Source organism: Blastocatellia bacterium, assembly GCA_025054955.1.
Lineage (GTDB): Bacteria > Acidobacteriota > Blastocatellia > HR10 > J050 > JANWZE01.
The window spans coordinates 13,582-27,763 of record JANWZE010000127.1; the positions used below are offsets into that span (position 1 = coordinate 13,582).

10 protein-coding genes are annotated in these 14,182 nt (G+C 55.3%); 8 read left to right on the top strand and 2 right to left on the bottom strand.

Annotation, left to right across the window (positions count from 1 at the left end; genetic code table 11):
* The first annotated feature begins 4 nt into the window (after positions 1-4).
* Both NZ823_15525 and NZ823_15530 read left to right on the top strand, forming a co-directional pair.
* Positions 5-1,306: a DUF1015 domain-containing protein gene (locus NZ823_15525; protein MCS6806537.1), complete on the top strand. Its 1,302-nt coding sequence runs from the start codon at positions 5-7 to the stop codon at positions 1,304-1,306.
* A gap of 146 nt (positions 1,307-1,452) precedes the next feature.
* Positions 1,453-2,823, top strand: coding sequence for a M48 family metallopeptidase (locus tag NZ823_15530; protein ID MCS6806538.1), 1,371 nt, complete (start codon positions 1,453-1,455; stop codon positions 2,821-2,823).
* 49 nt (positions 2,824-2,872) lie between these two features.
* Here the strand turns inward: NZ823_15530 and NZ823_15535 are convergent, their stop codons facing one another.
* Positions 2,873-3,880 carry an abhydrolase domain-containing 18 gene (locus NZ823_15535; GenBank protein MCS6806539.1) on the bottom strand — a complete coding sequence of 336 codons (1,008 nt, stop codon included), beginning with the start codon at positions 3,878-3,880 and terminating at the stop codon, positions 2,873-2,875.
* Between the two features lie 205 nt (positions 3,881-4,085).
* Between NZ823_15535 and NZ823_15540 the strand changes: the two genes are divergently transcribed.
* The 5 genes from NZ823_15540 to NZ823_15560 all read left to right on the top strand — a co-directional run bounded on the left by NZ823_15540 (position 4,086) and on the right by NZ823_15560 (position 12,208).
* Positions 4,086-4,886, top strand: a complete 801-nt coding sequence (locus NZ823_15540; protein ID MCS6806540.1) for an enoyl-ACP reductase — start codon at positions 4,086-4,088, stop codon at positions 4,884-4,886.
* 195 nt (positions 4,887-5,081) lie between these two features.
* The gene (locus tag NZ823_15545; GenBank protein ID MCS6806541.1) at positions 5,082-5,945 is read left to right on the top strand and encodes a DUF72 domain-containing protein; all 864 of its coding nucleotides are present in this window, start codon (positions 5,082-5,084) and stop codon (positions 5,943-5,945) included.
* A gap of 180 nt (positions 5,946-6,125) precedes the next feature.
* On the top strand, positions 6,126-7,808 hold the full coding sequence (locus tag NZ823_15550; GenBank protein ID MCS6806542.1) for a TonB-dependent receptor: 1,683 nt from the start codon (positions 6,126-6,128) through the stop codon (positions 7,806-7,808).
* Positions 7,809-7,840: 32 nt separating this feature from the next.
* Entirely contained in the window at positions 7,841-10,753 is a 2,913-nt protein-coding gene (locus NZ823_15555; protein ID MCS6806543.1) for an ATP-binding protein, read from the top strand.
* A gap of 39 nt (positions 10,754-10,792) precedes the next feature.
* Entirely contained in the window at positions 10,793-12,208 is a 1,416-nt protein-coding gene (locus NZ823_15560; protein ID MCS6806544.1) for a sigma-54 dependent transcriptional regulator, read from the top strand.
* 34 nt (positions 12,209-12,242) lie between these two features.
* On the opposite strand, the gene NZ823_15565 is transcribed toward NZ823_15560, so the two are convergent.
* On the bottom strand, positions 12,243-12,890 hold the full coding sequence (locus NZ823_15565; GenBank protein ID MCS6806545.1) for a hypothetical protein: 648 nt from the start codon (positions 12,888-12,890) through the stop codon (positions 12,243-12,245).
* Between the two features lie 183 nt (positions 12,891-13,073).
* Between NZ823_15565 and gcvT the strand changes: the two genes are divergently transcribed.
* Positions 13,074-14,177: a glycine cleavage system aminomethyltransferase GcvT gene (gene gcvT, locus NZ823_15570; GenBank protein MCS6806546.1), complete on the top strand. Its 1,104-nt coding sequence runs from the start codon at positions 13,074-13,076 to the stop codon at positions 14,175-14,177.
* The last annotated feature ends 5 nt before the right edge of the window (positions 14,178-14,182 follow it).

A 14,182-nucleotide genomic window follows, 5' to 3' on the forward strand; every position in this document is an offset into this window, starting at 1 on the left:
GCGTATGGCAAAAGTATTCCCGTTTCAAGCGTGGCGATACAACCTGACAAAGGTCGGCGATGCCGCGCAGGTGATGACGCAACCTTACGATAAGATTTCGCCTGAGATGCAAGACCGTTACTACGAGCATCCCTACAACCTGGTCAGGATCATTCTGCCGAAAGCTTATCCAGACGATGATCCTCGCTCCAATGTCTATACGCGGTCGCTTCTCACTTATCGTCAATGGTTAGCCGAAGGCATCTTCGTTCAAGATGAGCAGCCGGCCTTCTACGTCTACTATCAACACTACCGCAGCCCTGATGGACGTGAGCGCGTGAGAAAAGGCTTCATCGGATTAGGCCAACTTGAAGATTACAGCGCCGGCATCATCTATCCGCATGAACGCACGATGATGGGGCCCAAGCTGGATCGGCTCAAACTGCTGCGGCTAACACGCGCTCACTTTGAATCGCTGTTCATGCTTTACCGTGACCCGCAACATCAGATTGAGCGGTTGCTGGATCAGCACATCGAGGATAAGCCGGCTCTGGCAGTGACCGATGAATATGGCGTCGTGCACCATCTCTGGGCGGTCACCGAGTCGTCCACACTGGCCCAAATACAGCGCCTGATGGATGACAAGTCCCTGATCATCGCCGACGGACATCATCGCTACGAAACGGCGTTGGCCTATCGCAACGAGCGACGCGAGGAAGGCGGGACACTGGGCCGCTGGCGCAGCTTTCACCGAGCCATGATGACATTCGTCAATGCCGATAGCGATGGCCTGACGATTCTGCCCACGCATCGGGTCATCACCTCAGACGTTGACTTTGATCTGCCGCGATTATTGGAATTTGCCAAAGAGCACTTCACGGTGGAGCCGGTCTCCAGCGCCGAGCAGTTGCAGTCAGCGATGCGCAACACATCAGAGCAAACCGTGATTGGACTCTATGCAGCCGAGACGAATGCTTTTTATCTGCTGCGCTACCTGGCTCAGCCAGGCTCGCTGGCACTCTTGAGCGACGTAAGCGCCCGGCAACGTCACCTTGATGTGTCAATTTTACATTCGTTGCTGCTTGAGCATGGCTTGGGCATTGCGCCTGACGACCTGGCGCAACGGCAATTGATTCGCTATGTCCGGGAGTTTGACGTGGCGATTGACATGGTCAAGGCGGGGCAGGGACGCGCGTGTTTCTTTTTGCGGCCAACCACGATTGAGCAAGTTTGCGACGTGGCATTGGCCGGTGAAGTTCTGCCGCAGAAATCAACCGATTTTTATCCAAAGCTGCTGTCGGGTCTCACCATCTACCGAATTGATTGAGTGACAGCGGAAGCCTTTGGCGCTATTGTCAATGGAGATCATCGGGTCTCACCATCTACCGAATTGATTGAGCAACCGACTGGCCGAAAGATTCATCGGAGAGCAGGCATCAATAATCAATACCTTTGGGGAAGGAGAACGAAAGCATGGCAAATTGCACCTCACCGTTTGCCCAACGAGTCACAATCAGCTTGATGGTGGTGTTGGTGATGACGTCGTCCGTCGCCACACAAACCAAAGTCAAACCCGGTTTCAATTTATTCAGCGTTCAGCAAGACGTTGAGTTTGGCCGAGAGGCAAGCAAGGAAATAGAGAAGCAAGTCCCGATTCTGGACGATGAGATCGCAACCCGTTACATTAGCCAGTTGGGGATGAATCTGGCCAGAAAGTCCACCATGCCGGATTTACCCTGGCAGTTCAAGCTGGTCAATTCGTCTGACGTTAACGCCTTTGCCTTGCCTGGTGGGTTCATCTATGTCAATCGCGGATTGATCGAAGCGGCGGAGACAGAAGGCCAACTGGTCGGCGTGCTGGGTCATGAGCTGGCGCACGTCACGCTTCGTCACGGCACAAATCAACTTTCCAAAGCGGTCTTGGCGCAGGGCGGTCTGGCCATCTTAGGTGGATCGCTGGGCAGCGGATGGGGCGCTGTGGCCGCTCGGTTGGGCGCTGAATTTGTGGTCGGCACATTGTTCCTCAAATTCGGGCGCACAGCAGAGACGCAAGCCGACATCATCGGCACGCAGTTGATGGCTGCGGCCGGTTACGATCCCTCCCAAATGGCTAAGATGTTTGAGCTATTGGGTAGACTGCGTGATAAAGAGCCAGGGCGATTGGAAGAGTTTTTCTCATCTCACCCCAACCCCGGCAATCGCGTCAAGCGCGTCAATGACGAGATCAAGAAGCTCCCGCCGGTCGTCAATCCGATCGTCACAACCAATGAGTTCATGCAGATTCGCGCTCGACTGAAAGCCATGCCGCCGGCGCCCAAGGTGATGCCGGGAAGCACCGGCGCAGGCAGGACGCCACCGCCGCCGTCACGCGAGCTGAGCGGCTATCGTCACCCGCACGGTTGGTACGAAATTGCTTATCCGTCCAACTGGAAAGTTGCCGAGGCCGAGAATAAACAGAGTGTGTTATTCGCTCCAGAAGGTGGCGTTCAACAGGGTGGCATGATTGTGTATGGCGCTGTGGTAGACCTATTCGAGCCGCAAGGCTCGCCACGCTCGTTGGAAGAAGCGACAGAGCAGTTAATCGCCAATCTGCGCAGGACCGATAGTTACTTACAGGTGGTCAGTGGCTCGCAACGCCGTCAGCGCATCAATGGCATTGATACATTGCTGGTCGTGCTGGAAGGGCGACCGCCGCAGCAAAATTATCAAGAGCGCGTGACATTGGTGGTGCGATGGCTCGGTCGTGAACTCATTTTCCTGGCTTGTGTCTCACCGGTCAATGACTATGCCACTTACCAACCCGCTTTTGAACAGATGATCAATCGGTGGCGGTTGAACAACTGAGCTGAGCCTGACGGACGACACGCTTGTGTGTGCGGCCGCGATGGTCAGCTCATCTGAGGTGTTTTCTGAAGTAGCGGGCGATGAGGAAGCCGTCCATGTATTTGAACGGTGTCACGCCTGTTGTGTAATGACCGCAAGGAAGCGTCGCTGTATCAAATGGCACATTCCATCGCCTCAGCTCGTCAAAGAACAGATGCGTCAGGTACGGAGGAAACGAAAGGTCATAGCGTGCCCAAATCATCAGGCTTTGACGTGTTGTTCCCTGAAGCCGAGGCACAAATGTCTGCGGACTGATGAGCGACCAATATCGTCGCAACTGCTCAAGGCTGATGTGTTGCTGAAGGCTTTGCCGAACATGTTGAGTGGTCAATCCCTGCCAGACCACATCGGCAAAAAAGCTAGACGCGTGATTAAAAACGCCGACCTGGAACCGCTCATCGTGAGCGAACGTCAAGAACGCAATGCACGAACCGATACTCGTGCCTATCAAGCCGAGCGCGCGATACCCCTGTTGTTGCAGCCAGGTGGCGGCCAGTCGCGTTTCTTGCACGGCCTGGCGACAGGCTTGAATGGTACGACCCAGATTCGGCCCAATCATATAATCGGCGCGTTCCAGATGCGCAGGTCGGCGATGCTCGTGGTAGGGCATCGTCAATCGCAACGCCGCAATGCCGACATAGTTGAGCAATCGGCAGAGTCCAACGTGGCTATCAGATTGCGCGTTCCATTGAGGCAAAACGATCACAGCTCGCCTTGTGGAAGCAGCGGGGAAAAATTGGCCGTAAGCCACATTGTTTTCCGGATACGCTGACTGAATTGGGCTGGGGAAAGTCAATTGGCCGTCACGGTAAATGAAATCGGTCTGGTGGGGTGGTTGATAAAACGCATCGCTGGAAGCGACCGCCTGATCCACGAAGGCCTGTAATACCTGCTCTGGGGCGTCCTGCTGAGCAGACAGTCCGAGATGTTCAAGGCCCCACTCAAACGGCCAGACACGCCGATTCGTATCCCGACGCATGAGCGCGTGTTCCCATGCCGTCATCAATCTCTTCAGCATAGCCACTCTCAAACACGGACGCGCGCGCCGGCCTAGCGCTGAGTCGCAGGCCCCAATCCGCGCTGTGCGCGACGCGCCGACCCGGTGACTCACCTGAAGGGCGCTGATTGTATGAGGTTGACAGAAAAAATCAAGCAAACATCTCGCTCATCGGTGGGACATCTGGCTTGACGCTCCTGCCCACCGTTGGTATGGTTTCCCGCCTATGATGAACGGAAAAATAGGAATTGTCTTTGGCGTCGCCAACAAGCGCAGCATTGCTTGGGCAATTGCGCAAGCGCTCGGTCGCGCCGGCGCCCGTTTGGTGATCACATATCAAAACGAACGGTTCGCCGATAAAGTCAGTGAGTTGGCCAAAGAGCTTGACCAGCCGCTGCTGCTGCCATGCGATGTCACCGAGGATGCCCAACTGGATCACGTCTTCAGCACGGTTGAAGCCCAATGCGGCGGACTGGATTTCCTCGTCCACTCTATCGCCTATGCCCCCCGTGAGGACCTGGAAGGCGATTTCGTGGATACATCGCGAGAGGGCTTCCGCATCGCTCATGACATCAGTGTCTATTCGCTCATTGCGATGAGTCGGCGAGCGGCTCCGTTGATGGAGAAGCGCGGCGGCGGCAGCATCATCACAATGACCTATCTGGGCGGCGAGCGCGCTGTTCCCAACTACAACGTCATGGGCGTCGCCAAAGCCGCATTGGAATCCACGGTTCAGTATCTAGCCCTCTACTTAGGTCCGAAAAATATCCGCGTCAACGCCATCTCCGCTGGACCGATTAAGACGCTGGCAGCATCGGGCGTCTCTGGTTTTTCCCAGATGCTCAATATGGTCGGTCACATGACGCCGCTGAAGCGCAATATCGAGCCAGCCGAAGTCGGCGACACCGCCTTGTTCCTCTGTAGCGATTTATCGCGTGGCATCACAGGTGAAGTCATTCATGTGGACGCTGGCTATCACATCGTTGGCGTGCCCGACCTGGCGCTGTTCAAGAAAAGCGATGAGTGATGGGTTGATCGAGCGATAGAGCCATAGGATGCGCGAGCAGGTGTGTGTGGTCTGCCCCGTCCTTTGTCAAGAGACCTTGGCTGCGTTCGATTTTATTTATGTCCCAACGCATCGTGATATGAGAAAGCTTAGTGCATCGTGACATAGCAAAGTCTCAACGGATCATGAGATGACAAAGCCTCAATGGATCGTGAGATGACAAGCCTATTGCCTGCCAATCTGCGCGTCGGTACGTCAAGCTGGAGCAGCACCGATTGGTATGGCGTATTCTATCCGCCTGAGCTTGCGCCCGGTGAGTTCATCACGTACTACGCTCAACACTTCGACACCGTTGAGATTGATTCCACGTTCTATCGGCAGCCGAGCGACTCACTGGTACAGAACTGGGCGCGTCGTGTGCCCGCAGGATTCACATTTGCTGCCAAAGTGCCACAGGTGATTACTCACGAAAAATACCTGCAGGATTGTCAGGATGAGATCACCCGGTTCGTCACCACGATGTCGGGGCTAGGGCAGAAGTTAGGACCGATGCTGTTGCAGTTTCCTTACCTTGCCAAGAAGAAGGTTGGACAGGAATATCAAACCGGTGATGACTTTCGTGAGCGATTGGGTCGGTTTTTGGCGGCGCTGCCCACCTCAGAGTTTCGATTCGCCGTCGAGGTGCGCAACAGTCATTGGTTGAAGCCTGCGTTGCTTGATGTGTTGCGTGAACATCGAGTCGCGTTGACGCTCTCGTGTTACTACACGATGCCGGCGTTGCCTGAGTTGATGAAACGGATGGATGTGGTGACGGCTGATTTCACATACATCCGCTTCCTTGGCCATCATCAGCACATGAATACGTTGGTTGACAGGCTGATGAAAGAGCAGGGCAAAGAGAAACATTGGAATGAGCTGCTCGAGGATCGAAGCCGCGAGATGGAGTGGTGGATCGGCGCGATTCGTCAATTGGTTCAAAGGGATATTGACGTGTTTGTTTATTTCAATAATCACTACGCCGGCTATGCGCCCGGCTCGATTGAGTTGTTCAAGAAGCTCTGGCTGAAGGCCGTTGATTAAGTGGCTTGGGACGGCCAGCCCAGCGCGTCAAGGCAATGCCTGTGCTTGACACGTCCAGTCTCATTCGTAACAATTTGACCAGCTTATGGCCGAGGATTTGAGACAACGGATCGCACGCTGTGTGTCAAGTACGCATAGCCAAGAGATCACCGGCGTGAGCCACTGCTGATGGAGGAGAGTATGAAACGACTAGCCGTTTTGATTGTCATCATCTGCATGATTGGTATGACGCCCGTTGGACAGGCGGCTCCAAAGCCGCGTCCGTTGGGCACAATTGCCGGCAAGATTATGGATGAGCACGGGCGTGGTCTGAGTCGCGCGGTGGTTCGATTGCTGAGTTCAATGTCTGCCGCTACGACCAATCGCACCATTCACGCTGATGAGCAAGGAAATTTCTATGCACGCAGCATTGTGCCTGGCCCCTACTTGTTGCGTGCCGAAGCCCAAGGATTCGTGTCTCAGGTCAAGGCCGTCGAAGTTCGCCCTGATGTGGTGTTGAGTCTCAAATTCGAGTTGCAGCGGAGCCAGACATTGCTTGATCAACGTGAGGATCGCCATGCCTATCGCTGGGTGGTTCGCGGTGTGCCGCGTCCTGTGCTTCGCTGGCAGCAAGGTGAAGGTTCGGCTGTGACTATGGCAAGCGCGGCCGTCTCCAATTTTGAACGGGCACGGCTGCTGCGTGGCATGGTTCAACTGGTCAGCGGCGCGCCCCTGGGTTCGCCGAGCCTGGCCACGCCGTTTGCTGGAGTGAATCTGGCGTTGGCCGGGCAGGCTGCGCCCAATGTAGAGTTAGTGTTTGTCGGGCAGGTTTCGTCCCACACGGGCGTGCCCAGTCGTATGGAGGTGATTGCCTCCACGTTCGCCACTGATACGCACCAGGTGACGGCTCGGCTCGGATATGCTCGATCAGGCCTCATCGGCAACCGGCTTTCGCCGCGTCAGTTTCAACAGGCCTCGCTGGCGTTGATGGATTCGTGGCAGGTGGCTGGGCCTGTGGCCGTGACCTACGGCGTGGATGTCACGGGCTACTTCAATGGGGCGCCTCAATGGACGGTGTCGCCTCGGCTCGGTGTCGGCTATGCGCTTAATAGCACCACGCGAGTGCGAGCTGAGTATTATCCTGTTTCATCCTATGAAGTCAGCAGGCAGGGCGAGTTCAATTATGAAGGCGGTCAAGTCATTTTCTCTGATCCTTGGCCGCTGGCTTTGGTCGCCGCTCATGGTCAAGCCGAGCGTGCCGAACGGTTCCAGTGCACAATTGAGCGACAACTGGACGACGCTTCACACCTGGAAGGCGCGTTGTTCTTCGACCATTACGCCAATCGCGGCGTCGGCCTGTTAGCCGTGCCTGTCGAAGTTGCCGGCGGACTACAGACGCAATGGCGCTCACTAGCGCAAGACGGTCAGGCACGCGGCGCGCGCGTGGTCTATCAACGTCAACTGACCCCGTATCTGACCGGCATGGTGGGATATTCGTTTGGGCAAGGCCAGCGTTGGACGGGCGAACCGCTCCATGAGGCTCACGAGTTGTTCCAGAATGCGCCGTTTCAGGTCATCTCACTACGGTTGGATGCAACAGTGACGCGGACACGGACGCGCATTTCCTCAATCTATCGTTTGAGCCATTCGGATGCAGCGTTTGCAATTGATCCATTTTATGGTCGGCTGGACGTGCATGAACCGAATCTGAGTGTGGTGGTCACTCAAGAGATTCCTGACCTGGGATTGTTGCCGGGTCGCTGGCAGGCCAGTGTGGATGCCCGTAATCTGCTGGATCAGCAAGAAGGCGCGGCAAGCGAAGGCAAGACGTTGCTAACGCAAGCGTCGCGCAGCATTCGTGGCAGTCTATCCGTGCGATTTTAACGTTCATCAGTGAGGGCTTCACGGACGTCGTCATGAAGATCGCCCCAGGACTGAATAGAGCCGATCTACGAACCGCGTTGTTGCTGTGTCTGACCTGCGTGTTGGTGGTGATCGCCATCTTGAATCTGCGCGCGTGGATTGGGCAGCCACAGGTGGCCTGGGATGGCGTCACCTGGGAAGATGCAACGCGGGGCGTCGTGGCGCGCGCCGTTGAGCTGGGCAGTCCGGCGGAGCGAGCCGGCGTCCGGCGTGGCGACCGACTGACGGGCGTGAGCCTGGATGGCGGCTACCAATTTGAGCCGATCGCTCACGCTTCTGATGTGCAGATTTATCTGGAGGCAATTGGTGTTCATAATAAAATTTCCTACCTAATCGAGCGAACCAATCTGGCTGGCTCGGTCTCGCGGTATGCCGCCGACATTGATCAACTATCAGCCAAGCCGGTCCGATTGTGGCCCTACGGGTATTTCGTGATCGTAGGACTGGCCTATTTGATCATCGGGTTATACGTCTTGCTGCGTCAGCGACAAGCCCGTCATACGCTCCACTTTTATGCGGTCTGCTTGACCGCGTTCGTGGTTTATGCGTTTCACAATACCGAACGATTTGACCGGCTCGATTGGGTCGTCTTTTATGCTGATAACATCGCGCTGATCCTGCTGGGGCCACTGTTTCTGCATTTCTGCGCTGTTTTTCCTGAAAAGCGAAAAATTTTGCAACGCCATGGTTGGGCTGCGTCGCTGATTTATGTGCCGGCCGGTGGGTTGTTGCTCGGTGAGCTGAGCCTTCCATTTTTAACCGATCAATTAGGCGAGCAGGCCCGCATGGTTCGTGTTCAACTGGATTTCCTCACGAGCAATGTTCAGTTCATTGCCTGCTTTGTCGGTGGCGCGGCATTGCTGTTGCAGAGCTTCATGACGGCGACGACGCCGCTGTTGAAACAACAACTCAAATGGGTTGTCTGGGGCATGCTCGGCGGCGTGCCGTTCACTTTGTACCTATTGTTCGTTCAGTGGATTCCCACGTTCTTGAAGCCGAGTTTGGAGGCTGTAGCCCTGATTCCTCTGATTTTCATCCCGTTGTCGTTCAGCTATTCCATCGTGCGTTACCGATTGATGGACGTTGATGTGATCATGCGGCGCAGTCTGGTGCATCTGACCACCACATTGGTCATGGCCGGTCTGTTTGTGCTGTTGTTGCTGTCGGCGCGCGATTTTGTGGCAACAGCCTCCGATGTCGTCATCGTGTTGATGGTGATTGGCGCTGTCGTTCTGGCCATGCTGTTTGCCCCGCTGAAAAGTTATTTGCAAGAGCGCATTGATCGGTTCGTCTACGGCGAACGCTATAGCGCGCGCGCCGGCGTGCGCGAATTCGCGCAAATGCTCTCGACGATGACGACCTTGGAGCCGATGTTGCACTCGGTCAGCGAACGCTTGCAGAACATGTTGTTCGTTGAGGAGATCGCTTTGTTCATCCGCGACGCGCACGAGCCATCTGGATTTCAGCTTGCGCATCGGCGGCATCTGCGTGGTCCGGTGAAGCTGTCGGCTGCCTTCTTTGATCAGTTGCGGCAGAGTGAGCCGCCGTCGGGCATCCTCTGCCTGGATGAATCGGCCACTGAAATAAGCGAACATGAACAGTTGAACGGCCTTCGTTATTTTGTCCCATGTCGCGCTCACGATCGGTTGATCGCCGTGATCGGGTTGGGTCGAACCAAAGACGGAGATTTGTTAACATCAGAAGACCTCGATTTGCTGGCGGCGATTGCCCCCTATGTCGCCGTCGCCGTGGAAAACAGCTTGCTCTACCGTGAGCAGGCGCAACGCGCTGAAGAATTGGCTCACCTGAAAGATTTCAACGAGAGTATTGTTGAATCTATCAATGTGGGTATTCTGGCTGTTGATCCGGACGGCACCATCACGACGTGGAATTCGGCGATGGAAGAGCTGCTGGGCATCAACCGCATGGAAGCGATCGGGCGACGGATTCATCGCGTGTTTGATCCTGAATTGATTCGCGCGTTGCGTGGCGTGATCGGCGGGTCACGGTGGGCCGTGCCCGACGCGCGCCATCTCTATCAATTCAGGACGCAAGGTCACAATGGCCGCGAGTTGTGCTTGAACCTGTCCATTGCTCCCTTTAAGACGAAACAAGGCGAGCGGGTCGGCTCACTGATCGTTGTGGAAGACATCAGCCAACGCCAACGGCTCGAACAACAACTGCAACAGAGCGAGAAACTCTCCTCCATCGGCTTGTTGGCCGCCGGCGTCGCTCACGAAGTCAACACGCCGTTGACGGGCATCTCCAGCTATACGCAGATGCTGTTGAAGCAACTGCCGCCGACAGACCCGCGGTTCAAACTGCTCGTCAAGATTGAAGAGCAAGCGCGACGTGCCTCGAACATCGTGACCAACCTGTTGAACTTTTCGCGCACGGGCGCGACCGAATTTGTGCCGTTAGACCTGAACCGTGTTGTCGAAGACACGTTGCAACTGGTCGAGCCGCAACTGCGCGGCAAAGCAATTCGCTTGGTCAAACAGTTGTCCGACCAGCTTGAGCCTGTGATGGGGAATGCGACCAAGTTGCAGCAGGTGCTCATGAATCTCTTGCTCAATGCGCGCGATGCGATGCCTGACGGAGGCGTGCTGACGATCAAGACGCGCCTGGACGCCGGCATGGTGCTTGTCGAAGTGGCCGACACGGGCGTCGGCATTGCGCAAGAACATATTCGCCGCATCTACGATCCGTTCTTCACGACCAAAGGAATCGGCCAAGGAACCGGCTTAGGATTAGCCTTGAGCTATGGAATCATTCAAGAACATGGTGGACGCATTGATGTTGAAAGTCAGGTCGGACAGGGAACGCAGTTCACCATTTACCTGCCCACCTACCAGCCGCAGATGAATCGTCGTCGCACCGAGCTTCGGCTTGTTTCGGGAGATTGAACGTCACACATTCCCTGACTCCACCAGGCCACAAAGATCATGAAAAAGGGATCGGTTCTCATCGTTGATGATGAAGAAATCATGCGCGACGTGCTTGAGAGTCTGCTCTCGAGCGAAGGCTATCGTGTCGAGCTGGCCACGACGGGTGAGGAAGGCTTGGAAAAATTTGTCGAGCGGCCGTATGACGTCGTCCTGCTCGATGTGGCCATGCCTGGCATGGGAGGCATTGCTGCGTTGGAACAGATTCTGACGATTGATCCGGAAGCCGTCGTAGTCATGATCACGGCGTATGCCACATTTGATACGGCGGTGACGGCCTGGCAGAAAGGCGCGTTCAGTTGTATCCGAAAGCCGTTTGAAAACGAACAGATTCTTCGTGTCGTTGAAGCCGGATTGCGCCGCCGACGAAAAGACGAAGAGCGACGCAATCTGAGCGTCGCGTTGCGAGCCAGCGCTGATTTGAAGAAGATTGTCGCCCGCAGTCACAAGATGCGAAAAATTCTCGACCTCATCGGACAGATTGCCCCCACGCGCTCGACAGTGCTGATTCAAGGCGAATCAGGCACGGGCAAAGAACTGGTGGCGCGCGCCATTCATTTTTCCAGTCCGCGCGCCGAAACCGGCCAGTTTGTGGCTGTCAACTGTAGCAACGTCTCTGCCGAGTTGCTGGAGAGCGACCTGTTTGGCCATGTCAAAGGCGCCTTCACCGGAGCCGTCGCCTCCAAGAAGGGACGATTTGAAATTGCCGATGGTGGAACGTTGTTTCTTGACGAGATCGGCAACATCAGCACAGACATTCAAGCCAAGTTGCTGCGCGTGCTTCAGGAGCGCGAAATTACGCCAGTCGGCGATACATCGGTTCGCAAAGTGGATGTTCGCATCATTGCCGCCACCAATACAGATTTGAAGAAGGCGATGCTCGAAGGGCGATTTCGTGACGACCTCTATTACCGACTCAATGTGATTACCATCTCCATTCCACCGCTGCGCGAGCGCAAGGAAGACATTCTGCCGTTGGTGCAACACTTCATCCGCAAATACAATCAAGAAAGTGGACGAACGCTCTCGACGGAAATTGAGCCGGAGGTCTTACGGCTGCTGGAGGAGTACCCGTGGCCGGGCAATGTGCGTGAACTGGAAAATTTGATCGAACGCGCCGTCGTCATTGCGCGTGGTGACCGCATTGATATGGAGTGCTTGACGGATGAAGTCTTGGACCCGCGCGCTGCTGAAGAGTTTCTGCGCCGCGTCTCTGACAGCAAAATGGCCGCGCATGAGGTGGAGATCGCCGACGGCTTTTCGTTTTATGATGAAGTGGCCCGCTTTGAGATCAGCTTGATCCGTCAGGCGCTGGAGATCACCGGCGGCAATCAAAGCCGCGCTGCCCGACTTCTTGGCCTCAATACGACCACACTCAACAACAAGATCAAATCCTACAACATTACGGTCAAGTGATTCAGCAGCGGGTCTGTTACCCAGGCGGTGATGATTACTCCATCTGTTCCGTCTGCTGATTGGCGAGTCGGCCTGTTTCAATCTGCTGATTGGCGAGTCGGCCTGTTTCCAATGGATTGGTCTGGTAACTGCGCGCGGCTATCGGCGGCGAGAGCAACGCGCCAAGACGCTGTTGCACGAACTGGTATCGAACGTGTGATACCGGCTGGCCGCGAATCAGCTCGCTCAGTTGCTCGCATTCTTCGACAGAGATCAGGCCGCGTGCGGCAATCTGTCGTAATGCGCTGATCTCCTCCTCGGTGGACGGTTCCTCATCACCGGTAAATCCCATGAACGTGTAGGCGTCACTCAGATGACGGTCCTCCTCTTGGAGGACTTGCCGCCACAGGTGTTGCAGTTCAGCATCGGAGACAAGTCCTGATTGGCGCAGATTGATCATCTCTTCAATCTCGCGGGCGATGGTCGGTTTCTGGAATGTTGTGCCGCCCATCAATGTGACGATGGTTGTCCGCCGTGCGCCGCCAACGTCGCCGTGCCATCCGCTTTGTTGTTTCTTCAGCCGGCGAATTCTTTCAGCGACCGTTGGCAACAGGATGTCGGCTCCACCCATGATGGTGATGATGAAGTTGGAATCATCTTCCAAACGGAATTCCGAAGCTCCCATCATCGTCAGTCGGAACATGTCAGCCGCTCCTGCGGCTCACGATCATAGGGATGGCACGCAACACTTGTCAATGAGAAGAAGCAACATGCAACAATCACCAAAATAGCATTGGCTTGACGAAGCTAGGTCGCTATGTTAGTTTTCCACCTCGCTTGAACTGGCAAACTTGATGGCCTCATCTTAGAAGAAGAACTAGAAGAAATGGCAAAGCAGACTCCACTTTACGAGGCTCACAAAGCGCTTGGAGGAAAGATGATTGAATTTGCCGGATGGAGTCTGCCGGTACAATATAGCGGCGCAATTGAAGAACACATGGCCACGCGGGAGGCAGCCGGTTTGTTCGATGTGAGTCACATGGGGCGACTTGAAGTGGTCGGCCCTGATGCGATCAAAGTTGTTCAGCGGCTGACGACGAACGATGCCGATCGTTTGGCCGACGGACAAATTCAATATTCGGTCATGACCACGCCGCAAGGCACGGTGATGGATGATCTGACGGTCTATCGTTTCAATCGCCACTTTTTCCTCCTCGTGGTGAATGCCGTTAATCTGGAGAAGATTTATCGCTGGATTTGCCAGCATTTGGTCGGCGTTGAAGCCTCGCTTTACGACGTCAGTCGGCGCTATGCGCAGATCGCCATTCAAGGTCCGGCAGCCGAAGACATTCTGCAAAGTCTAACCGACATTGAACTGGATCACATCCGCTACTATTGGTTTGATGTCGGTGAAGTGGCCGGCATTCCGCGAACCATCATCTCCCGCACGGGCTACACCGGTGAAGATGGATTTGAGTTGTATATCCCGATGGACAAGGAGACGAACGCGGAATGGGTGTGGGGACGACTGCTGGAGCGTGGCCGTCATGAAGGATTGAAGCCGTGCGGCTTGGCCAGTCGTAATACGTTGCGATTGGAGGCAAAAATGCTGCTCTATGGCAATGATATGGACGAAACGACCACCGTGCTGGAAGCCGGGTTGGATTGGATCACCAAGTTTGAAAAAGGCGATTTCATCGGACGCGAGGCGCTGCTCCGACAGAAAGAGGCGGGATTGAAGCGTCGGTTGGTTGGATTTGAGGTGTTAGACCGTGCGCCGGCGCGTGAGCATTATCCCGTCTGGATTGATGACCAGATGGTTGGTCACGTCACGTCGGGCAGTCCGGCGCCGTTTCTGAAAAAGAATATCGGACTGGCTTACTTGCCGATTGAGTACACCGGTGTCGGGACTCGTTTTCATGTCCAGATTCGAGACCGTCGGGTCGAGGCACAAGTCGTGCCGACGCCATTTTATAAGCGCAAGAAATAACAATC

Excerpts from the sequence above, each read along its gene's own strand:
- NZ823_15525 (MCS6806537.1), top strand. The coding sequence starts at position 5 with ATGGCAAAAGTATTCCCGTTTCAAGCGTGGCGATACAACCTGACAAAG.
- NZ823_15530 (MCS6806538.1), top strand. The coding sequence starts at position 1,453 with ATGGCAAATTGCACCTCACCGTTTGCCCAACGAGTCACAATCAGCTTG.
- NZ823_15535 (MCS6806539.1), bottom strand. The coding sequence starts at position 3,880 with ATGCTGAAGAGATTGATGACGGCATGGGAACACGCGCTCATGCGTCGG.
- NZ823_15540 (MCS6806540.1), top strand. The coding sequence starts at position 4,086 with ATGATGAACGGAAAAATAGGAATTGTCTTTGGCGTCGCCAACAAGCGC.
- NZ823_15545 (MCS6806541.1), top strand. The coding sequence starts at position 5,082 with ATGACAAGCCTATTGCCTGCCAATCTGCGCGTCGGTACGTCAAGCTGG.
- NZ823_15550 (MCS6806542.1), top strand. The coding sequence starts at position 6,126 with ATGAAACGACTAGCCGTTTTGATTGTCATCATCTGCATGATTGGTATG.
- NZ823_15555 (MCS6806543.1), top strand. The coding sequence starts at position 7,841 with ATGAAGATCGCCCCAGGACTGAATAGAGCCGATCTACGAACCGCGTTG.
- NZ823_15560 (MCS6806544.1), top strand. The coding sequence starts at position 10,793 with ATGAAAAAGGGATCGGTTCTCATCGTTGATGATGAAGAAATCATGCGC.
- NZ823_15565 (MCS6806545.1), bottom strand. The coding sequence starts at position 12,890 with ATGTTCCGACTGACGATGATGGGAGCTTCGGAATTCCGTTTGGAAGAT.
- gcvT (MCS6806546.1), top strand. The coding sequence starts at position 13,074 with ATGGCAAAGCAGACTCCACTTTACGAGGCTCACAAAGCGCTTGGAGGA.